The 20,848-nt window shown below is 41.8% G+C and carries 17 protein-coding genes, 2 pseudogenes and 1 riboswitch; of the genes and pseudogenes, 14 read left to right on the top strand and 5 right to left on the bottom strand.

Annotated features, from left to right (window positions below; genetic code table 11):
* Positions 1–44 precede the first annotated feature (44 nt).
* Entirely contained in the window at positions 45–1,475 is a 1,431-nt protein-coding gene (hldE, locus tag PSE69_RS14745) for a bifunctional D-glycero-beta-D-manno-heptose-7-phosphate kinase/D-glycero-beta-D-manno-heptose 1-phosphate adenylyltransferase HldE (protein WP_004925155.1), read from the top strand.
* 94 nt (positions 1,476–1,569) lie between these two features.
* On the opposite strand, the gene ubiK is transcribed toward hldE, so the two are convergent.
* On the bottom strand, positions 1,570–1,854 hold the full coding sequence (gene ubiK, locus PSE69_RS14750; RefSeq protein WP_004925153.1) for a ubiquinone biosynthesis accessory factor UbiK: 285 nt from the start codon (positions 1,852–1,854) through the stop codon (positions 1,570–1,572).
* 281 nt (positions 1,855–2,135) lie between these two features.
* A riboswitch (FMN riboswitch) is annotated at positions 2,136–2,286 on the top strand.
* A 156-nt stretch (positions 2,287–2,442) separates the two neighbouring features.
* Between ubiK and ribB the strand changes: the two genes are divergently transcribed.
* Positions 2,443–3,096: a 3,4-dihydroxy-2-butanone-4-phosphate synthase gene (gene ribB / locus PSE69_RS14755; protein ID WP_004925150.1), complete on the top strand. Its 654-nt coding sequence runs from the start codon at positions 2,443–2,445 to the stop codon at positions 3,094–3,096.
* 165 nt (positions 3,097–3,261) lie between these two features.
* Positions 3,262–4,050, top strand: coding sequence for a 4,5-DOPA dioxygenase extradiol (ygiD, locus tag PSE69_RS14760; protein WP_104873249.1), 789 nt, complete (start codon positions 3,262–3,264; stop codon positions 4,048–4,050).
* A gap of 106 nt (positions 4,051–4,156) precedes the next feature.
* Here ygiD and PSE69_RS14765 read toward each other — a convergent pair whose 3' ends face one another.
* From PSE69_RS14765 to tolC, 4 genes are all read right to left on the bottom strand, one after another.
* Positions 4,157–5,317 carry a glutathionylspermidine synthase family protein gene (locus PSE69_RS14765; RefSeq protein WP_004925143.1) on the bottom strand — a complete coding sequence of 387 codons (1,161 nt, stop codon included), beginning with the start codon at positions 5,315–5,317 and terminating at the stop codon, positions 4,157–4,159.
* A gap of 6 nt (positions 5,318–5,323) precedes the next feature.
* The gene (locus tag PSE69_RS14770) at positions 5,324–6,022 is read right to left on the bottom strand and encodes a DUF1190 family protein (RefSeq protein ID WP_004925139.1); all 699 of its coding nucleotides are present in this window, start codon (positions 6,020–6,022) and stop codon (positions 5,324–5,326) included.
* Positions 6,023–6,511: 489 nt separating this feature from the next.
* Complete coding sequence (locus tag PSE69_RS14775) at positions 6,512–6,715, bottom strand: hypothetical protein (RefSeq protein ID WP_127891330.1); 204 nt, start codon at positions 6,713–6,715, stop codon at positions 6,512–6,514.
* 318 nt (positions 6,716–7,033) lie between these two features.
* Positions 7,034–8,410 carry an outer membrane channel protein TolC gene (gene tolC, locus PSE69_RS14780; protein WP_004925132.1) on the bottom strand — a complete coding sequence of 459 codons (1,377 nt, stop codon included), beginning with the start codon at positions 8,408–8,410 and terminating at the stop codon, positions 7,034–7,036.
* A 343-nt stretch (positions 8,411–8,753) separates the two neighbouring features.
* Between tolC and nudF the strand changes: the two genes are divergently transcribed.
* From nudF to PSE69_RS14835, 11 genes and pseudogenes are all read left to right on the top strand, one after another.
* A complete protein-coding gene (gene nudF / locus PSE69_RS14785) occupies positions 8,754–9,392 on the top strand; it encodes an ADP-ribose diphosphatase (RefSeq protein WP_004925129.1) in 639 nt (212 codons plus the stop codon).
* A 108-nt stretch (positions 9,393–9,500) separates the two neighbouring features.
* The gene (gene cpdA, locus PSE69_RS14790; protein ID WP_014657637.1) at positions 9,501–10,340 is read left to right on the top strand and encodes a 3',5'-cyclic-AMP phosphodiesterase; all 840 of its coding nucleotides are present in this window, start codon (positions 9,501–9,503) and stop codon (positions 10,338–10,340) included.
* Positions 10,340–10,921 (top strand): esterase YqiA, encoded by a 582-nt coding sequence (gene yqiA / locus PSE69_RS14795; protein WP_004925122.1) that lies wholly within the window; start codon positions 10,340–10,342, stop codon positions 10,919–10,921. The genes cpdA and yqiA overlap by 1 nt, the downstream gene beginning before the upstream one ends.
* A gap of 96 nt (positions 10,922–11,017) precedes the next feature.
* On the top strand, positions 11,018–12,913 hold the full coding sequence (gene parE, locus PSE69_RS14800; RefSeq protein ID WP_004925119.1) for a DNA topoisomerase IV subunit B: 1,896 nt from the start codon (positions 11,018–11,020) through the stop codon (positions 12,911–12,913).
* Between the two features lie 39 nt (positions 12,914–12,952).
* Positions 12,953–15,211 (top strand): DNA topoisomerase IV subunit A, encoded by a 2,259-nt coding sequence (gene parC / locus PSE69_RS14805; RefSeq protein WP_272514087.1) that lies wholly within the window; start codon positions 12,953–12,955, stop codon positions 15,209–15,211.
* Between the two features lie 145 nt (positions 15,212–15,356).
* Complete coding sequence (locus PSE69_RS14810) at positions 15,357–16,091, top strand: 1-acylglycerol-3-phosphate O-acyltransferase (RefSeq protein ID WP_014657639.1); 735 nt, start codon at positions 15,357–15,359, stop codon at positions 16,089–16,091.
* A 337-nt stretch (positions 16,092–16,428) separates the two neighbouring features.
* Positions 16,429–17,841: a cell division protein FtsP gene (gene ftsP, locus PSE69_RS14815; RefSeq protein WP_121874930.1), complete on the top strand. Its 1,413-nt coding sequence runs from the start codon at positions 16,429–16,431 to the stop codon at positions 17,839–17,841.
* Positions 17,842–17,906: 65 nt separating this feature from the next.
* Positions 17,907–18,330 (top strand): annotated as a pseudogene (locus tag PSE69_RS19925) (transposase); the annotation flags it as partial.
* Positions 18,331–18,583: 253 nt separating this feature from the next.
* Positions 18,584–19,525: a hypothetical protein gene (locus PSE69_RS14825; RefSeq protein ID WP_053109736.1), complete on the top strand. Its 942-nt coding sequence runs from the start codon at positions 18,584–18,586 to the stop codon at positions 19,523–19,525.
* A 223-nt stretch (positions 19,526–19,748) separates the two neighbouring features.
* Positions 19,749–19,847, top strand: a pseudogene (locus PSE69_RS14830) (PAAR domain-containing protein); the annotation flags it as partial.
* Between the two features lie 236 nt (positions 19,848–20,083).
* Positions 20,084–20,848, top strand: a 765-nt coding sequence (locus PSE69_RS14835; RefSeq protein ID WP_206093004.1) for a hypothetical protein, incomplete at its 3' end; no start/stop codon positions are given.

Consider the following 20,848-nt stretch of genomic DNA (forward strand, 5'->3'; position numbering starts at 1 on the left):
GCGTTAATTAATTACAGCTTCCTTTTGAAAACTGGAGTTTTGGGATGAAAGTAACACTCCCTGATTATAAACAAGCAGGTGTACTTGTTGTTGGTGATGTCATGTTAGACCGCTATTGGCATGGCCCAGCGAGTCGTATCTCACCAGAAGCACCGGTGCCGGTGGTTAAAGTCAATATGGTTGAAGAGCGTCCTGGTGGTGCTGCTAACGTAGCCATGAATATTGCTTCATTAGGCGCCAACTCTCGCCTTGTTGGCTTGACGGGAATTGACGATGCGGCAAAAGCACTCACTGAAAGTTTGAATGCTGTAAAAGTACGTTGTGACTTTGTGGCAATCCCAACTCATCCCACGATTACGAAATTACGGGTGTTGTCACGTAATCAACAACTGATCCGCCTTGATTTTGAAGAAGGCTTTGAAAATATTGATGTTCAACCTTTGCTAGAACGTATTGAACAAGCCTTGCCACATATTGGTGCATTGGTATTGTCAGATTATGCTAAAGGGGCATTATCGCAAGTACAAAAAATGATTGCCTTGGCAAACAAAGCCGGCGTGCCTGTTCTGATTGATCCGAAAGGGAGTGATTTTGAACGCTACCGTGGGGCGACGTTGCTGACACCAAATATGTCTGAGTTTGAAGCCATTGTCGGTCGTTGCCGTGATAACCAAGATGTTGAAGAGAAGGGGATGAATTTATTGAAATCCCTCGATTTAACAGCGTTATTGATCACACGATCTGAGCAAGGGATGAGCCTGATCCGCCGTGATGAGCCACCGCTACATTTACCGACAGAAGCGCAAGAAGTTTATGATGTAACAGGGGCGGGGGATACGGTCATTGGCGTATTAGCGGCCTCTATTGCTTCAGGTCGCCCTCTGCATGAGGCATGTGCGTTAGCTAACGCTGCGGCAGGTGTGGTCGTTGGAAAATTGGGGACTTCAACCGTTTCCCCTATCGAGTTAGAGAATGCGATCCGCGGCCGTGCCGATAACGGTTTTGGTGTGATGGATGAAAAGCAGCTAAAACAGGCTGTGGCAAACGCGAGGTTGCGTGGCGAACGTGTGGTGATGACAAATGGTTGTTTTGATATTCTGCATGCAGGCCATGTTTCGTACCTTGCTAATGCTCGTAAGCTAGGGGATAGGCTAATCGTCGCCGTAAATAGTGATGCTTCGACGCGCCGCCTTAAAGGCGAAACTCGCCCCGTCAATCCGCTGGAGCAGCGTATGATTGTGCTAGGAGCGTTGGAATCTGTCGATTGGGTCGTTCCTTTTGAAGAAGACACGCCACAACGTTTAATTAGTGAAGTGCTACCTGATGTTCTGGTGAAAGGGGGAGATTATCGCCCTGAAGAGATAGCTGGGAGCGAGGAAGTTTGGGCTGCGGGTGGTGAGGTTAAAGTACTGAACTTTGAAGATGGTATTTCAACGACGAATATCATTAAAAATATTATGAAAACCAGCAAATAAGCTACAAACATACCGTTGATAAGGCCTGTGATAGATGTGGCACAGGTCTTATCAAAATTCGTCGTATAGCGCTACCGCCTAGGGGAGCAAGAAATTATTCTTGTTCAGATGGCTTCTCTTCAAGCGCTTTTGGTTCACCAAAACGCTCTTCTAATGCTTTCACTCGTTGTTCCATTTGCGCTAACTTTTCGCGTGTACGCAATAACACTTGGGTTTGAATATCAAACTCTTCGCGGCTTACAAGGTCAAGTTTACTGAGTTGTGACTGAAGCAGTGAACGTAGTTTCTTATCAAAATCTTCACCCAAATCACGGACGCCTTTTGGTAAAGCACCTTGAATTTGGCGGGCTACTTGTTCAATTTTTTTCGGATCGAGCATTCGCGGGTCCTTAAGTTTTAAAAGATCAATTTGCCGATAGTGTAATACTAGAATGCTTTGTAATAAAGCCCATATGCACCTTGTGCAGCAAGTTGAGATAAAGGTGTGCAAGATAGGCCTGTCTTCCTCAATTACTCATCTTCACTTAAGCGTATCTAATGTGTGACTCGAATGAATAACGCTTCGTTTTTTATTGATTTTTTTTGACAGAAAATGTGAGTTAGCCGTTAATTTTGGGTTTGCCCGTTGCACGTTGTAATTATTGGCGTTATATTGAATGCGCTTATCTCAGGGCGGGGTGGAAGTCCCCACCGGCGGTAACATGCCTAGGCATGAAGCCCGCGAGCGCTTTATCATTTGTTAGGGTAAAGGTCAGCAGATCCAGTGTGAATCTGGAGCCGACGGTTATAGTCCGGATGGGAGAGAATAACGGTATTAGCATCATTGTGCTATCGAAGCACTGTATTGCTTTTCATATCTGAATTGGCAGAGCGCACACTCGTGGCTGTTTTGTTTATTCAGTTCTCATACTCCTAAGACTGCCCTGATTCTGGTAACTAATAAATTATTACTTAAGAGGTTTTTACCATGAATCAGACGCTACTTTCCGAATTCGGTAATCCAATCGAACGTGTTGAACGTGCCATTGCAGCATTGCGCCAAGGCCAAGGTGTGCTTGTGCTCGATGATGAAGATCGTGAAAATGAAGGCGACCTTGTTTTTGCCGCAGAAACAATGACGCCAGAACAAATGGCCATGACGATCCGCTATAGTAGCGGGATTGTGTGCCTGTGCATTACGGAAGAACGCCGTAAACAGCTTGAATTGCCTATGATGGTGCAAAATAATACCAGCCAAAACAATACTGCTTTTACGGTAACGATTGAGGCAGCTAAAGGGGTAACGACGGGCGTTTCAGCAGCAGACCGCATCACAACAATCCGTGCTGCCATTGCTGATAATGCAACGCCGGCAGATCTACATCATCCAGGACATGTGTTCCCGCTGCGTGGTCGTGATGGCGGGGTTCTGACTCGTCGTGGTCATACAGAGGCGAGCATTGATTTAGCGACACTAGCTGGGTTTAAACCCGCGGGAGTGTTGTGCGAATTGACTAACGATGATGGCACAATGGCTCGCGCACCGGACGTCGTTGCTTTTGCTAAAGAACATGGTATGACCGTTTTAACGATTGAAGATCTGGTTGCATACCGTTTGCAGATGGAAAAGAAAGCGAGCTAAGCAAACAGAAAGTTAGACATTTAGCATCGAATTTTAAGCCACAAAGTTGCACACCTTTGTGGCTTATTCAATTTATTTGACGAAGATGCTCAGCACCATCTACTGTGATTTATTATTAAACTGCGTATGCTGAGATAATAATGTGTAAGATGGAGCATGAAACTCATGTCAGCGAACAAAATGCCAGCGGTTTTTATTGGCCATGGCAGCCCAATGAATGCGATATCAGATAACCAATATACTCAGGCATGGGCAGCTCTTGGGCAGTCGCTGCCTAAACCCAAAGCTATCTTGATGATCTCGGCACATTGGTATACTCGAGGAACCGCGGTCACCGCGATGGCTCAGCCAAGAACCATTCATGATTTTGGCGGCTTTCCTGAACCTTTGTATCAAGTGCAATATCCAGCATCAGGCTCCCCTGAACTAGCTCAGCAAGTCGCCGATTTATTAGCGCCATTACCAGTCTATTTAGATAAAAGTGAATGGGGGCTAGATCACGGTGCATGGGAGATCCTCGTTCGTATGTATCCTCAAGCAGATATTCCAGTCGTTCAATTGAGTATTGATGGAACAAAACCTGCGGCTTGGCACTTAGAAGTGGGGCGTAAGCTGGCCTCATTAAGAGAGCAGGGAGTGATGATTATGGCTAGTGGGAATGTGGTGCATAATCTGAGGGAAATGAATTGGCAAAATGCGAATGTTGAGGCGTACCCTTGGGCGCGTTCGTTTGAGCAATTTGTGATTGAGCACCTAACAAGCAAGCAGTTACCTCACCCTTTGACAGCGGCTCTTATACGGGAAGATGGGAGGCGTTCTAACCCTTCACCGGAGCATTTTTTACCTTTGTTGTATGTGATTGGTAGCTGGGATGGTAAAGAAGCAATATCTACCCCGACAGAAGGGATTGTATCAGGCTCTTTGAGCATGCTATCGGTGCAAGTAGGTGAATAACAGGCTAGGAAAGGTAAACAAAAATGACTTTCCCGCGTTGAAGGTAAATTTACTGCCTTGTGTTTTTAGTGGAAGAAAACGGCATGGTTAACATGCCGTTTGTCTATCAGTCAATAATGACATGAGGATAGAAGCGAGAGAGGTCTTGAGTGATAAGCTCTTTGTCTTCGCGAATACAGATACCCGCAGGTTGATCATTCACTAACCAACTTCCTACTAATGTATAGTTACCTTCAAATTGAGGTAGCGGATGGAACTGCTGGATGATCATGCCTTCTTCGCCATATGGGCCATCTGCTGAGGCAATCTCTTGGCCTTTTTCAATCACACGAATATTTGCCCCTTCGCGAGAAAATAGTGGTTTGATCACATAACTTTCAAGCTCTGGTTTTTCGCCATCAGCAAAGTAAGCTGGCAACAAATTAGGATGATTTGGGAACATTTCCCATAACATTGGTAGCAGTGCTTTATTCGAAATAATGCTCTTCCAAGCTGGCTCTAACCAACGTACACCGGCATCTTCCAATTTGGTAGAAAAAATTTCTCTGAGCATAAATTCCCACGGATACAGTTTAAACAGATTACTAATGATCTGATCCTGTGTATCTGTGAATTCACCTCTTTCACCTAAGCCAATTTCATCCATATAAAGGAATTCAGTTGCGACACCTGCTTCATGAGCACAATCTTGTAGGTACTGAACAGTGCCACGATCTTCATCGGTATCACGGCAGCACGCCATATGCAGCAGACGGAAACCATGTTGATCTTTAAGCTGAGTGAAACGTTCGATCAACTGCTCTTGAATACTGTTAAATTGATCGGCGTTTTCTGGTAGTTTCCCTGCATTGATCTGATCTTCCAACCAAATCCACTGGAAAAAGGCTGACTCATAGAGCGATGTCGGTGTATCAGCATTATTCTCTAGTAGCTTAGGAGGATTAACTCCATCGTAGGCCAGATCAAGGCGTGAATAGAGCGAAGGTTGGCTCGTCTTCCACGATTGGCGTACAAACTCCCAACAGTGTTTTGGGATTTGAAAGCGCGCAAGTAACTCATCACTTTCAACAACCCGTTCAACCACTTTTAAACACATTTGGTGTAATTCAGCAGTGGCATCTTCAATTTCTTCAATTTGCGCCATTGAGAATTGATAGTAAGCGTCTTCAGACCAGTATGGCTCGCCATACATGGTATGAAAACCAAAGCCAAATTCAGCTGCTTTTTCGCGCCAATCAGGGCGCTCAATAATTGGTACTCGTTTCATTACTTATCAACCACCCATTGAACGGGAAGATGAAGAAGATTTAGACGAGGAAGATTTCTGTGCCATCGCTTGCTTATTCACCGTGTCGCCAAAGCCACCACGAGTGATGGTGGAAGTGGTTGGTGGCTTAGGTGCCATTGCTGTTTTTGGTACGCTGATTGAACGTCCACCTGCAACAGCAGGACCATAGCTTTTACCTGTAGCATCGACAAATTTGCCATTAGCTGGGCTAGCTGGGTTTTTAGAGCTAAAAAGTGGTTGTGAAGGTGCACTACCGCCCATCATTCGACCCATCATGTAACCCATCATCAATGGCATCCACATGCTACCAGAGCTACTTTGTGCTTGAGCTGTTTGTTCACCATTACCTGCGGTACTTGAGAAACTAGCCTGTGCAGGTGCTTGAGTACACATTGCTTCGCCAAATTCGGCGATACAATCTTCTTTCGTTGCATATTTAGGGGCTGTTTTTGCCGCTTCTTGTAATGCGTTGTTGTAGGCTAAAGTACATTGTTCAGCTTGAGAAGGATTAGCTTGGCTACAATCCTGCGCATTGGTATACAGAGAAACAGTCTCATCGCTTTCTTCACAAGCGGAGAGCATAAATACAGCACTAACGGCAATAGCAACAGGTGCTAAGCGATATGAACGCCAAGACTTACGAAATGCGTCTTGATTAATATGCTTGGTACGCTTCATGGTCATGGTAATTACCCTGAATTAAGAGTGAGTAAGAGGTTAGTTTTGTTGACTCTAGGATAGGGGAAATACGTTGAAAATTAAAGCAGAAATGCCAATGAAATGCGATTAAATAATAAATTTTGCAAATTCCTCGTCAGAATTAATACGCAAGAGAAGTTATTTTAGAAAAAGTATAACTATTTTTGTTTTATTTCAATAAATTATATTTTGTTGGTTTTTTGATTTATTACTTAATGTTTCTCATCAGAGTTGGCTGATTTTGCACAAAGAAATAATCAATAAAGTCTGGTTGCACTCTTTTAGATAGCAAAAACGATATTTATACGAATTTCTACTATTACTACATGATGTTTTAGGCTTTTTATAAAATCAAAAACCCTGTTTTATGGTGATTATTCACTAAATAAAAGGGCTTTATCAGTTAAAGATACTTTGCTTGCTAAATAATGGGTGGTTTAAATTCATAAACACACCCATGCACATTAGTCCCAATTATGGTCTTGGTGGAATTTTAGATTTATGTTTTCTTGGGGCTTTTTTCTTTTTTGGCGGTGGTGTTGGCTTTTTATTTTTATGTGCTTTAACTGGTGATGCTGAAATTTTTGCCTCAGTATGATGAGAGCGTGGGGATGCTTGTGCACCCATAGTTGGCAGTATAAGCGTCGTGCATAATGCAAGAAGAATAAATCTCTTCATAATATTTCCATCTGTTATCTATCAATTAAGGAGCTCGTTTTATATCACTCCCTAATTATTGAGAAAAATGGCTTTGCATTCACTGACGCAAACTCCATAATTTATGCTAGATTTCATTGTAACCTATTGAATTTATTTTATATTAATAGATTTTGTTAATTTATTGATGGAGGAGAAAACACAAATTTTTCACTGATGACAGCGTGCAATTTAGGCCGTGGTGATCATCAACGTGTTTAAGAAAGGAAAGTTAAAAAAGGAGGGAGGTTGGCGCGAATAAAAAGGGGCCGACTTATCGACCCCTTTAAAGAAGATGTATTACCTAATTTGTGGTGTTTCAATATTGCGAATAATGCTGCTAGGTGAGGTTGAAACCTCTTTGCCTAGGCTTGCATTAAGGCGAGCAATATCTTCTTCATTGAGTGTGCCACGAGCAAACTCAATGTTTAATTGGTTAATCATGTAATCATAACGTGCATTAGACAGGTTTTGTTTTGCCTGATACAGCGCGGTAGTTGCGGTTAACACGTCAACAATCGTACGAGTTCCCACTTGGTAACCAGCTTCCATCGCATCTAATGAACTTTGTGCAGAGACAACGACTTGTTTGTACGCATTGATGCTACTGATAGAAGATGACACGTTGTTATATGAAGAACGTACCAACTGAATTACGTTACGATAAACACTCTCAAGTTGCTCACTGGCACCTTGGAAACCATATTGTGCTTGTTCAACTTGTGAACTCACTGCACCGCCACTATAAAGTGGTAAGCTTAAGGTTAAGCCAATGCTGTTTTGACCTGTATAGCTATTGCGATCTAACCCGTTGAAGTTGCTGCCATGGTTATGTGTATTGGCAACGCTGGTAGCCGCATCAAGGTTGATGGTTGGCATATGCCCAGTTTCCGCTAAACGAATGTTTTCACGTGAAACATCTTGTGCTAAACGAGCGCTCAGTAAGCTTAGGTTACGCTCTTCCGCTTCTTTTAAAATTGCATCAACCTGATCAGGAGTCACGGTTTTAAAACGATCGATATTCAGTGAAGCCAGTTGATTGTAGTAAACACCGCTGACCTGACGCAGTTTTTCAACCGCATTTTCTAAGTCATTACGGCCTGAAACTTCTTGTGCTAACACGCTATCGTAGTTTGCACGGGCGTTTTGTACGTCAGTGATAGCCACTAAGCCCACGTTAAAGCGTTGGGTCGTTTGATCGAGTTGACGGTAAACGGCTTCTTTATTTGCTTCGATATAGGATAGCGCGTCAATCGCTTTTAATACGTTAAAGTAAGCTGTTGCAGTATCCAAAATCAGTTGCTGTTGGCTGGTTTGATACGAAACATCCGTGATACCCGCGGTTTTTTCTTGGACGCTGAGTTGACGCCATTTTGACATATCAAAAACGACTTGGGTCAATTTCAAAGAAGCATTGAGACCGTTGCTTTCAGTATTTCTCGTATCGCGATAACCACTGCCATATGTTATACCGGCCCCTAAACCTAATTGTGGTAATAATGGGCTACGGGATTCATTAATCTTTTCAAAAGCTTGGTTACGTTCCGCTAATGATTTTCTTAGATCAGGGTTACTTTCTTTGGATTTTTGGTAAACCTGAAGTAGATCTTCTGCGTAGCTATTCGTACTGAGACCCACAAAACTTAATGCAATAAAAAGGGGAAGCAGTTTCTTCATTTGGATTCCTTGATTAAACAGCAAATAAGTTCAGCCTGTTACCTGTGCCCCACTGGCATAAGTGAGGAGAGAGCCGAGATAAATAGGACAAACTGGAACCTATATGTAAATAAATCATCATCACTAGAAATACTTGTCAAAAACAGACCTTGTTGTTGCCTATATATTTCAGTTCATATTGACGCTTATTGTAACAGAGTATCGCATAGGTTAACGGTAGCGTTTTGTGCCATTTTGTCTCAATTTGTTTAAACATTAACTCATATAAAGGGAAAAAGCCCTAAAAACTGTTTTATTCCATAATTTTTCCTTAATATGGAAAACATCAGCTTAGGAGATTGTTATGACAAAAAATGTAGAGCAGCCAATTAAATATAATAAAAATGATGTTGAAATTATATCTAAGCGTAAATTATTTAATGGTTTTTTTCAAATGATTGAATACCGCTTTCGCCATCGATTATTTGAGGGGGGGTGGAGCGAAGAAATTACTCGTGAGGTCTTTGAACGCGGGCACGCCGGCGTTATCTTACCCTATGATCCTGAAGCCGATAAGGTTGTGCTTATTGAGCAGATTAGGTTGCCTGCCATAGAAACCAGTCAAACGCCATGGTTACTTGAAGCGGTTGCAGGAATGATAGAAACCGATGAAACTGCAGAGCAAGTAGTACGTCGTGAAGCTGACGAAGAAGCCGGATTGGTCATTGGTCGCACTGAAAAAGCATTAAGCTATTTATCGAGTCCTGGGGGCACCTCTGAACGTATGTACGTGTATGTTGGTGAGGTTGACAGTTCCCATGCTTCTGGTATCCATGGTTTAAAATCAGAAAATGAAGATATCCGTGTCCATGTGGTTAGCCGTGAGCAGGCTTATCAATGGGTTGAGGAGGGGATTATTGATAATGCGGCAACGGTCATTGTGCTCCAGTGGCTACAGCTTAATTACAAAAAATTGCAACAAAAATGGGTGAAACTGTCTTAAATAACAATTAATCTAATGAAGTGTGTGCTATTTAGCAGATATTAACCTACTGTTAACGGTAGAATAGCAAAATAACGGTGACATTTTTTATTGGAACAAGGAAAACTTTTGGACAGCCAGCTCGAAGTGACTGCTCGTAATGCGAAGGTAGTCAGGATTTTACAAGTTACTGATACGCATCTCTTTGCTGATACAGCGAATACCCTATTGGGGATTAACACGCACAAGAGCTATCATGCCGTCCTTGATGCTATTTTAGAACAAAATCTGCCTATCGATCTGATCGTTGCAACTGGTGATTTAGTCCAAGATCAATCACCAGAAGCTTACCAACATTTTGCAAAAGGGATTGAGCGTTTACCGGCTCCCTGTGTTTGGCTCCCAGGTAATCATGATTACCAACCTGCAATGGTCAGCTCTTTAAAGTTAGCGGGGATTTCAAGCGCAAAAGAAATTTTGATTGGTGATGAATGGCAAATTTTGATGCTGGATAGCCAATTGCAAGACGTTCCACATGGCGAATTGTCAGAGCAGCAACTTGAGTGGATGAAAAGCTGTTTGGATAAGCGCCCTCAGCGTACCACTTTAGTGATGCTTCACCATCATCCTTTACCTTCGGGCTGTACTTGGCTTGATCAGCACAGCTTGCGTAACTCCCATATTCTTGCGGATTACCTAAAAGGGTATCCACAAGTTAAAGTGATGCTTTGTGGGCATATTCATCAAGAAATGGATGAATACTGGCATGGTATTCGTTTATTAGCGACGCCTTCGACATGCGTGCAGTTTAAGCCTCATTGTACCAACTTTGCACTAGATACCGTCGCTCCAGGCTGGCGCTATCTCGAACTCTCCATCAATGAGAAAGGGGAAAGGCATATTAGTACGCAAGTGTGTCGTTTAAATACCAAAGAATTCAGTCCTGACTTTGATTCGGACGGCTACTAATGTCGACGCTTCTTTATATCCATGGCTTTAATAGTTCGCCACAGTCGGCGAAAGCCAATGGCTTAAAACAGTGGGTGAATGAGCACTACCCGCACATCAACATGATTGTGCCGCAATTGCCTAACTATCCAAAGCAAGCCGCTTCTATGTTAGAAGAGATCGTGCTACAGCATAAAGACGCGCCGATGGGGCTCGTTGGCTCATCATTAGGCGGCTATTTTTCGATTTGGTTTTCACAGCGTTTTCAGATCCCAGCTGTTGTGGTGAATCCCGCAGTGCGTCCTTTTGATCTTTTGCAGGATTATCTTGGCGAAAATATCAATCCTTATACGCATGAAAAGTATTTTCTTGAGCCTAAGCATATGCATGAACTGAAAGCATTGCATCTGCCACAAGTTGATCATCCCGATTTGATCTGGTTGTTACAACAAATGGGGGATGAAGTGCTCGATTATCGCCAAGCGGTTTCCTATCTTGCAAAATGCAAACAAACTGTTGAACCACAAGGTAATCATGCCTTTGTTGGTTTTGAGAATCACTTTCCGCAAATCATCCATTTTCTGAGATTGGCAGAGAAATAATGCCAAAACATCTGTACACTGTTATTATCAACAGTAAATCACTGATTGAACGCTTTGAGTTGTTCAATTAATCACCTATTACCGCAGAATGACAACATGACTCAATCTAGTTATAACGCAGAGGCCATTGAAGTCCTCAGTGGTTTGGAACCTGTTCGCCGTCGCCCTGGGATGTATACAGACACCAGCCGACCGAACCATTTAGCACAAGAAGTAATTGATAACAGTGTTGACGAAGCACTGGCAGGGCATGCAGGGCATATTGAAGTAATTTTATATCCTGATCAGTCACTTGAAGTGATTGACGATGGGCGAGGTATGCCCGTTGATATCCATCCTGAAATGAAAGTCTCCGCTGTGGAACTGATTTTAGGGCAGTTACACGCTGGTGGTAAATTTTCCAATAAAAACTATCAATTCTCAGGTGGCTTGCACGGTGTAGGTATTTCCGTTGTTAATGCTTTGTCTAAGCGTATTGAAGTCACAGTGCGCCGTGATGGTCAAATTTATCAAATTGCCTTTGAAAATGGCGATAAAGTCGAAGAATTGCATGTTATCGGTACGTGCGCTAAGCGCAATACTGGCACTAGCGTGCATTTTTGGCCGGATGAAAGCTATTTCGATAATCCGCGTTTTTCCGTTTCTCGTTTAGCTCATAATTTAAAAGCAAAAGCGGTTTTATGCCCTGGCGTGAAAATCACGTTTAAGGATCAGCTCAACAATACAGAGCAAAGCTGGTGCTATACGGATGGGCTAACAGACTATTTAATGGAAGCCGTTAATGGATTAGAGCTGTTACCGGATCAACCATTTACTGGAGAGTTTTCGGGGGAGAGCGAAGCGGCTGAATGGGCGCTTTTATGGCTACCAGAAGGCGGAGAACTGCTCACGGAGAGCTATGTTAACTTGATCCCAACCGCACAAGGGGGAACCCATGTGAATGGGTTGCGCCAAGGGTTACTTGATGCAATGAGGGAGTTCTGTGAGTTCCGTAATATCTTACCTCGTGGCGTAAAACTGTCTGCTGATGATATCTGGGAGCGCTGTGCGTATGTGCTTTCGGTTAAGATGCAAGATCCGCAATTTGCTGGGCAAACGAAAGAGCGTCTCTCTTCTCGCCAATGTGCGGCATTTGTTGCTGGCGTCGTAAAAGATGCCTTTAGCCTATGGTTAAACCAAAACGTTCAAGTTGCCGAACAGTTAGCGGAAATGGCAATTGCTAGCGCTCAGCGGCGTATGCGTGCGGCTAAAAAGGTGGTGCGTAAGAAGTTAACCAGTGGCCCCGCTTTACCCGGTAAGTTAGCAGATTGTAGCTCCCAAGATTTAAGTATGACAGAGCTGTTCTTGGTGGAAGGGGATTCTGCGGGAGGTTCAGCAAAGCAAGCCCGCGACCGTGAATATCAAGCTATTATGCCTTTACGTGGGAAGATCCTAAACACATGGGAAGTCTCTTCCGATGAAGTGCTGGCGTCGCAAGAAGTTCATGATATTTCTGTTGCCATCGGTATGGATCCTGATAGTGAGGATTTAAGCCAATTGCGTTACGGGAAAGTGTGTATTCTTGCGGATGCTGACTCTGATGGGTTACATATTGCGACGCTGTTATGTGCATTGTTTGTGCGTCATTTCCCTAAGCTTGTCAAAGAAGGGCATGTATACATGGCAATGCCGCCACTGTATCGTATCGATTTAGGGAAAGAGACGTTTTATGCATTGGATGAAAGCGAAAAGAATGCCGTGCTTGATAGGCTGAGTCGTAAGAGAGGCAAACCCAATGTACAGCGCTTTAAAGGGTTGGGGGAAATGAACCCAATTCAATTGCGTGAAACGACATTAGATCCCAACACTCGCCGTCTTGTTCAATTAACCATTGATGATGAGAACTACAAAGAAACAGTGGCCGTCATGGATATGCTGTTAGCAAAAAAACGTTCAGAAGATCGTCGTAACTGGTTACAAGAAAAAGGCGATATGGCTGAAATTGAAGTCTAACATTCATCACGCTATCAAAAAGAGTAAGGAAAGTATTGAATGAGTGAAATTACTCATGACGGCGTAGAGCGTTTACCCCTCCACGCCTTTACTGAGAACGCCTATCTGAACTATTCGATGTATGTGATCATGGATAGGGCGTTACCTTTTATTGGCGATGGGCTAAAGCCCGTCCAGCGCCGTATCGTTTATGCAATGTCCGAGTTAGGACTTAATAATACGGCGAAATATAAAAAATCAGCGAGGACGGTCGGTGACGTACTAGGTAAATATCACCCTCATGGTGATATTGCCTGTTATGAAGCGATGGTGCTAATGGCTCAACCGTTTTCTTACCGCTATCCATTGGTTGATGGTCAAGGAAACTGGGGGGCGCCTGATGATCCTAAATCTTTCGCCGCGATGCGTTATACCGAATCACGGCTATCAAAATACGCAGAAGTATTATTGAGTGAGCTTGCGCATGGCACAGTGGATTGGATCCCTAACTTTGATGGCACTTTGAATGAGCCAAAAATGTTGCCAGCGCGTTTACCGAATATTTTGCTCAATGGTACAACGGGGATCGCCGTTGGGATGGCGACAGATATCCCACCTCATAATGCACGGGAAGTGGCTCAAGCCTTGGTTGCTCTACTGGATAAGCCAATGCTGTCACTGGATGACATTATGTCGTATGTTCCTGGTCCAGATTTCCCAACCGAAGCAGAAATTATCTCTTCCCGAGAGGATATTCGTAAGATCTATCAAAATGGTCGCGGCTCGGTTCGTATGCGTGCTGTTTGGGAAAAAGAGGATGGTAATGCGGTTATTACTGCTCTGCCTCATCAAGTTTCTGGGGCGAAAGTGCTTGAGCAGATTGCAAGCCAGATGCGCGCGAAGAAATTACCGATGGTGGATGATTTACGTGATGAGTCCGATCACGAAAATCCTACACGCCTAGTCATTGTGCCGCGTAGTAATCGTGTTGACCTCGAACAAGTGATGAATCACCTGTTTGCGACGACAGATCTCGAGAAAAGCTATCGCGTTAACCTCAACATGATAGGTCTTGATAATCGTCCAGCAGTTAAAGGGTTGGTAGATATACTCAATGAATGGATTGTTTACCGCCGTCAAACGGTACGTAATCGCCTTAATCATCGTTTAGAAAAGGTTCTTAGACGCTTACATATTTTAGACGGTTTATTAATTGCTTATCTTAACATTGATGAAGTTATTGAGATCATCCGTACGGAAGATGAGCCAAAACCTGTCTTAATGTCGCGCTTTAATCTCTCTGATACGCAAGCAGAAGCTATCTTAGAATTAAAATTACGTCATTTGGCTAAACTCGAGGAGATGAAAATTCGAGGCGAGCAAGATGAATTAATTAAAGAGCGTGATGAATTACAAAGTATTTTAGGCTCCGAGCGTAAGCTAAATACGCTGATTAAAAAAGAAATTCAGGCTGACGCCAAAGCTTATGGGGATGAGCGTCGCTCGCCACTGCGTGAACGTGAAGAAGCAAAAGCATTGAGCGAACATGAAATTCTACCTTCAGAGCCGATTACCGTTGTATTGTCAGAAATGGGCTGGGTACGCAGTGCGAAAGGGCATGATATTGAGCCTTCTAACCTGAATTATAAGGCTGGAGATAGTTTCAAAGGTGCCGCTCGAGGTAAAACCAATCAGCCTGTTGTTTTCCTAGATACGACAGGGCGTAGTTATTCGGTTGACCCATTAGAGCTACCTTCCGCACGCAGTCAAGGGGAGCCATTAACCGGGCGTTTATCACTACCGCCAGGGGCGACCGTCGAACATGTTCTGATGGCCCAAGATGAACAAAAATATTTAATGGCATCGGATGCGGGCTATGGTTTTATTTGTACCTTTAATGATCTTGTCACCAAGAACAAAACAGGTAAGGCTCTGATTAATCTGCCGGATAACGCCAAGATCCTCACACCAATTGAGATCAATAATGAGCAAGAAGATGTACTGTTAGCCATTACTAAGGCTGGTCGTATGTTAATGTTCCCTGTTGCTGATTTGCCTCAATTGTCGAAAGGGAAAGGTAATAAGATCATCAATATTACCGGTGCTCAAGCGGCAAGTGGTGAAGACCTTCTTGTTTGGTTATTAGTGCTGCCAGCACAGGCTTCAATTACGCTCTATTTCGGTAAACGGAAACTGAGATTGAAATCGGAAGAGTTGCAAAAATATCGTGCAGAAAGAGGGCGTCGTGGTACATCACTACCTCGTGGCTTGCATAATATTGAGCGAATTGAAGTTGAAACTGCGGATGCAGACAAATAATAATAGTGCAATTTTATTATGGGATTGATTATGCTCTAAATACGTAAAGGTCAGCCAGCCGATAGCGGAATCAATCGTGCTGACAATGCTGCACTTGAAGTATGGCGAGGATAATCAAGTTCTGATTATTTAGACAGAGGTCTCTATGCTAGCGCTGATTAGGGCCATTATTGTGATTATTTATACAATATTGGTGTGTGTATTTGGGGGAATTTATTGTTTATTTAGCCCTCGTGATCCAAAACATGTGATGGTTTTTGGCCATATGTTTGGGCGGTTATCAACATTATTTGGCATAAAAATTATTAACCGCGTTCCAGAAAAAGCGAAAAAATATGGCCCGAGCATTTATATTGGTAATCACCAAAATAACTATGACATGGTCACAATGTCGAATGGTGTTCAACCAAGAACGGTGACAGTAGGGAAAAAAAGTTTAGTGTTGATCCCGTTTTTTGGTTTTCTGTACTGGATCACGGGGAATATTTTGATCGACCGTTCGAATCGTTCAAAAGCGCATAACACAATTTCGCAAGTGGCTGAACAAATCAAAAAACATCAAATTTCGATTTGGATGTTTCCAGAGGGAACTCGCAGCCGTGGTCGTGGGTTGCTACCTTTTAAAACAGGGGCATTTCATGCGGCGATTGCTGCGGGTGTACCAATTGTACCGGTTTGTGTTTCTACCACTCAAGGAAGGATCAAACTCAACCGTTGGAATAATGGTCATGTGATCGTTGAAATGTTAGAGCCAATAGAGACAAAAAACTATTCCAAGGAGCAAGTCAGGGAGCTCGCTGAATATTGCCATGATTTGATGGAAGCTAAAATTAAGCAGCTCGATGAAGAGATTGCTGAAATAGACAAGCAAAATAAATAAGTTGTTCGGCACGATGACTTAACATGACGCCCTTTTCTGAATAGGTTATCTCATCAGAAAAGGGCGTTTTTATTTAATGAATCACATGATCCTGTTTACACGTCTAATTACATTTTATCTTGTCATTTTTGACTATTAAATTTTATTTATCGTTATAGATATTTTTAGAGTTTCATCTATTTTCGCGATATCATTACAACCCATTTGTATCAAGTTTAAGATTATGGCCCAATGATGGGTTATGCTAGCGCGAACCTAAAATTAACGATTAAATTGGCTTATATTGCGAATATCTAACAATAATTAGCGCTGCTATTTTTAGTTTAGTGGAGAATTTATGTCATTCAGTCGGCGTCAGTTTCTGCTTATTGCAGGGCTGGCTTTGTGTTTGGTCAATACATCAAACTATGCTTTTGCGAGCGGTAATGGCAAAAACCCGCTCCCTGTTCCTCCATTATTAGAATCCAAATCAGGACAGCCGTTATTTTTGACATTACAAAAAATACATTGGTCGTTTGATGGGAAATACTCTGCGGATATATGGGGGGTTAATGGTTCTTATCCAGGTCCAACGGTAAAAGTAAAAAATGGCGATGATATTAAGCTGATTTATAGTAATCGCTTACCTGAGTCTGTTTCCATGACAGTTAGTGGCCTGCAAGTTCCTGGTACTCAAATAGGTGGAGCGGCAAGGTTAATCTCTTCAGGAGCCGATTGGTCTCCTGTGATCCCTATTCGTCAACCCGCAGCGACCCTTTGGTATCACGCGAATACAGAAGGCAAAATGGGGCCTCAAATTTATAATGGTCTATTAGGGATGTGGATCATTGAAGATGATTCAACGAAGAATCTGCGACTACCAAAACATTATGGCGTCGATGATTTTCCTATTATTATCCAAGATAAGCGCTTAGATAATTTTGGGGTTCCTGAATACCAAGCCAATGAGGAAGGTTTTCTTGGGGATACGTTATTAGTTAACGGTGTTCAAGACCCTTATATTGAAGTTTCCCGTGGCTGGATCCGTTTACGCTTATTAAATGCCTCTAATTCGAGGCGCTATGTCATGAAAATTAGCGATGGGCGTCCTTTTGTGATGATAGCCTCCGATCAAGGATTATTGACATCACCAGTCAAAGTGCCTGAACTGTCGTTGGCACCGGGTGAACGTCGAGAAGTCTTGATTGATATGGCAAAAACAGAAGAGCTTACCATTACAGCGGGTGAATCAGCGAGCTTTATGGATAGAGTGAAGAGTTTATTTGAACCTTCAACAACACTCATATCGACCAATGTGTTGACTATCAAAGCAACAGGGTTAATGTCTTTGGTGACTGATGATGTTCCTACTCAGTTAGTTGAAGATAAAACTCAGATCACTTCATCTATTCGTAATCGTGATATTCACCTTAATGAACCTTATGGCATCAATAATACGACAAAAGATACTCGTCGTATTGATCTATCAAGCCAACAAGGTGGGTGGGAGCGCTGGGCCGTAACCAGTAATGTTCCTCAACCTTTTCATATTGAAGGGGTTCGTTTTAAAGTGATTAACCGTAATGGACAACCGACACCACCGGAGGATTTCGGCTGGAAAGATACAGTTTGGGTTGATGGTAAAACAGAACTATTGGTACAAATGATGCAGCCATCCTATGAGCACTTTCCATTTTTATTCTACAGCAACAATTTAGAAAAAGCGGATTTAGGCTCAGTGGGGCAACTGGTCGTGGCACCTGAAAATTAATGTTAAATCGGGAGTGTTAGAAATTCTGTGTCATCCTAGTAAACGACCTCAAAAAGGAAGGACTGATGACACAACCTTTCGATTTTGATAAAACCTTAAAATTACTTCAAGAGGGGCAGGTTTTGATCGGTAAAGGCGGTATCCTGACCCCATTGAGACTCTTATTTGGCGAATGATATCAATGCCAATCGCCGAAATGGTATCACTAAGAAAACCATCAAAATATCAACGGGTAACGTTGAACTGGCAACGAGGCCTGATCGTAATGGTTCTTTCGAACCGTAACGGGTGAAAAAGCACCAAGCGACATTATCGAATGAGGTCGAGCATAAAATAATACGTTTTTTGCTCTGAGTATGAGTTACTCGGGTATTAGCCGAGAATTGAAGAACTGTATGCTTTTAGTCTCTCACCTGCCGCGATTAGCGCAGTGACTGGCAAAGTTATTCTGAACTCAAACTATGGCAGCAGCAACCACCGGATATGGTGGGTTGGAAACAAAATATGCTAGCTATCTATAACCAAATAATTGAAGACCTCATGACGATCAATCCAGAGCTGCAAGTGATTCAGAAGCTATTTTAACCACGGCGATTAGACGGTCGTTGATCGTCTTTGAATATTTACGTGCTAATATTGATAATGTAAAGATTATCAAAATAACAGTTGGAATAGATGAGACGTTTTCTGTTAGTAAAACTTCTCGATTTGATAACAGGTTTCTTATGGAAAGAATAAAAAAATGAATAGAATGGAGCTAATCAATAAATATATCAAAACTGATTTAGAAAAAATAACAGTGAAAACAGGTGAATTGAAAAAAAAATCTGATGATAGGTTTTATTCTAATATAGGAAAAATTATTGCTGAAAAAAAGAGTAATAGAGACATAAATTATGTTGTTGCTCTTGATTCTGCAATGGGAATTACTGGGTTGCTTTATACGAAAGAAATCTACTCAAATGTGAATGAAAAATCTTATGCTTTTGAGAAATTCTTTTGGCATAGAAATGTTTCTTTTTTAGTTAATTACTATAATTTATTTAAGGATAAAAATATATCTTTAGACTTTTCTGAACAAGGCGAAATTTTACTCATGGATTTTGCTTGTGATGACTTTAGAATTGGGCACCTTTGCTACGATAGAATTATTGAGAATATTCAATCGGGTAAAATGGCAAAATCACTCCCTATGTATACTCGTCCACAGAAGCTAGGCGTATTTGCCGTTGAAATGTTGGCAAGCGAAAAAAATCAAACCATAGATTGGGAGAGTGCAGGTATTCCTATCGATCCGTTTTATCAACGTTTTTGCCAAAAAGCGTTATATAATGAAAATCACGATGTTGTCGCCCAATGGCTTATTGCACTGTGTGATCGTCATGTCGAATGGTCCGCTTTATTTGACTGGGATGAAAATGAACAAAGTGCGACAGGCTATGAAATAGATATGGAAATATTATTAGCGTGGCCGTTTGAATATCAAGCCGTCAAAAATTTCCGCGCCAAACATGGCTTAACTACTCCTATCATCGATCACCCATTACTTAAAACCCCGATGGCAATTGAACATCGCCCTGATATGGTGGGTTGGAAGCAAAATAGGCCCGCTGTTTATGATCAGATGATTGAAGACTTGATCACGATTAATACAGAGCTGCAAGTGATTCATAAACTATTTTAATCACGGTAAATCACCGAAGGTTTACCATCTTTAGATACAGGTAATATTATGAAGCAGACGGCAGAAAGAAAACAAATTATTTGTGATAATAAGCTGTAAGCCTTTTATCTTGATGCAGTTCACTATTTTGAAGAAGAACATCACGTAGCATTAGATCACCATGAAATTAAGCGAGAGGCCTTGTTTAATCAATTAAAGAAAAATTATTTGCACTTTGAATCTATTGGTCGAGCAAGTCAACTTGATGAAAATTAATGGGGTCTCAGTAGCATTAGAAGGACACAAGGTGGTTTGTGGGTGTGTGCTTGTCGCAGTGGGTTAAGCAAGCAGTAAAAAAGTATCTTGAGCGGGGTGTTTTAATCATAGGGGTTAAAACAATAAAGAATGAGTGAATACTATTATTAGTCAGTATGTTAGCTTTAAAGAATCGAATGATTATAAGGATGATTTCATTTGCAGAATTGAGTCACCTCTACCACCGATGCGGTATATCGACAGTGAAAAAGCGTTAGATGAGGCTAATTGCACTCTGGGTTTTATTAATGAGGAAAAGATATAATGGGAATAGTTGCCTTTGTCAAAAAACACATGACATTAAAATCCAATTTTGATCGTGCCAAGAAACAACGCTTTGTATCTAATCACGAACGTTACCAAAATAATGTTGAGCTTGAAGAGTTAACCTTTATTGATGAAATTAATGCTAAACAATTTGCCATTGCGAATATTAATCGAGGAAAACGTGATGTTGGGGCAATGAGCTTTTTTCTGGTTATTTTAGTTTTTTTTATAGTAATTTTGAGTGTACTAATAAAGTCAAATATAGATAACTACAATAGTTTTGTTAGCACCATCTCAATGTATGAGAAAAAGTATAATCTTTATAAAGAAAAAAATATAACATTGACTAAAAAAATTAAGGAGCTTAGACCATTTTATGGTGAAGGCAATAAAAGCTTTGGGGTTTTCTTTGTCGATTACTATTTATGGGGAGGGCATGTCGATAAAGTTGGAGGTAAGGACGTTACTCTTATAATTTTCACGTTAATTTTTGGTATTTTTACCAGTATTGTGGGTTATATAATCTTTTTAAAGCCGCTACCAGTCCTGATTTTTGATCGAGAGAAAAAATATGTCTATAGCTATTTAAAAGGGAAAGTTTCAGCAGACCGCTATGAATATATTGAGTATGGTCATGCCCCGATTATGCTTGCAGTCCGGTTATATAGCATTAATACTGAAAATGGTGAATTGCAGGAAGAGATGTTTTTGCCTTATACATCAGCCATGTCAAACCTTAACTTTAATACAGCTAATGAAGCC

It is taken from the genome of Providencia sp. PROV122 (assembly GCF_028482365.1).
Lineage (GTDB): Bacteria > Pseudomonadota > Gammaproteobacteria > Enterobacterales > Enterobacteriaceae > Providencia > Providencia stuartii.

Bases quoted from the DNA above. Each gene is read 5' to 3' on its own strand.
- hldE (WP_004925155.1), top strand. From the start codon at position 45: ATGAAAGTAACACTCCCTGATTATAAACAAGCAGGTGTACTTGTTGTT.
- ubiK (WP_004925153.1), bottom strand. From the start codon at position 1,854: ATGCTCGATCCGAAAAAAATTGAACAAGTAGCCCGCCAAATTCAAGGT.
- ribB (WP_004925150.1), top strand. From the start codon at position 2,443: ATGAATCAGACGCTACTTTCCGAATTCGGTAATCCAATCGAACGTGTT.
- ygiD (WP_104873249.1), top strand. From the start codon at position 3,262: ATGTCAGCGAACAAAATGCCAGCGGTTTTTATTGGCCATGGCAGCCCA.
- PSE69_RS14765 (WP_004925143.1), bottom strand. From the start codon at position 5,317: ATGAAACGAGTACCAATTATTGAGCGCCCTGATTGGCGCGAAAAAGCA.
- PSE69_RS14770 (WP_004925139.1), bottom strand. From the start codon at position 6,022: ATGACCATGAAGCGTACCAAGCATATTAATCAAGACGCATTTCGTAAG.
- PSE69_RS14775 (WP_127891330.1), bottom strand. From the start codon at position 6,715: ATGAAGAGATTTATTCTTCTTGCATTATGCACGACGCTTATACTGCCA.
- tolC (WP_004925132.1), bottom strand. From the start codon at position 8,410: ATGAAGAAACTGCTTCCCCTTTTTATTGCATTAAGTTTTGTGGGTCTC.
- nudF (WP_004925129.1), top strand. From the start codon at position 8,754: ATGACAAAAAATGTAGAGCAGCCAATTAAATATAATAAAAATGATGTT.
- yqiA (WP_004925122.1), top strand. From the start codon at position 10,340: ATGTCGACGCTTCTTTATATCCATGGCTTTAATAGTTCGCCACAGTCG.
- parE (WP_004925119.1), top strand. From the start codon at position 11,018: ATGACTCAATCTAGTTATAACGCAGAGGCCATTGAAGTCCTCAGTGGT.
- parC (WP_272514087.1), top strand. From the start codon at position 12,953: ATGAGTGAAATTACTCATGACGGCGTAGAGCGTTTACCCCTCCACGCC.
- PSE69_RS14810 (WP_014657639.1), top strand. From the start codon at position 15,357: ATGCTAGCGCTGATTAGGGCCATTATTGTGATTATTTATACAATATTG.
- ftsP (WP_121874930.1), top strand. From the start codon at position 16,429: ATGTCATTCAGTCGGCGTCAGTTTCTGCTTATTGCAGGGCTGGCTTTG.
- PSE69_RS14825 (WP_053109736.1), top strand. From the start codon at position 18,584: ATGAATAGAATGGAGCTAATCAATAAATATATCAAAACTGATTTAGAA.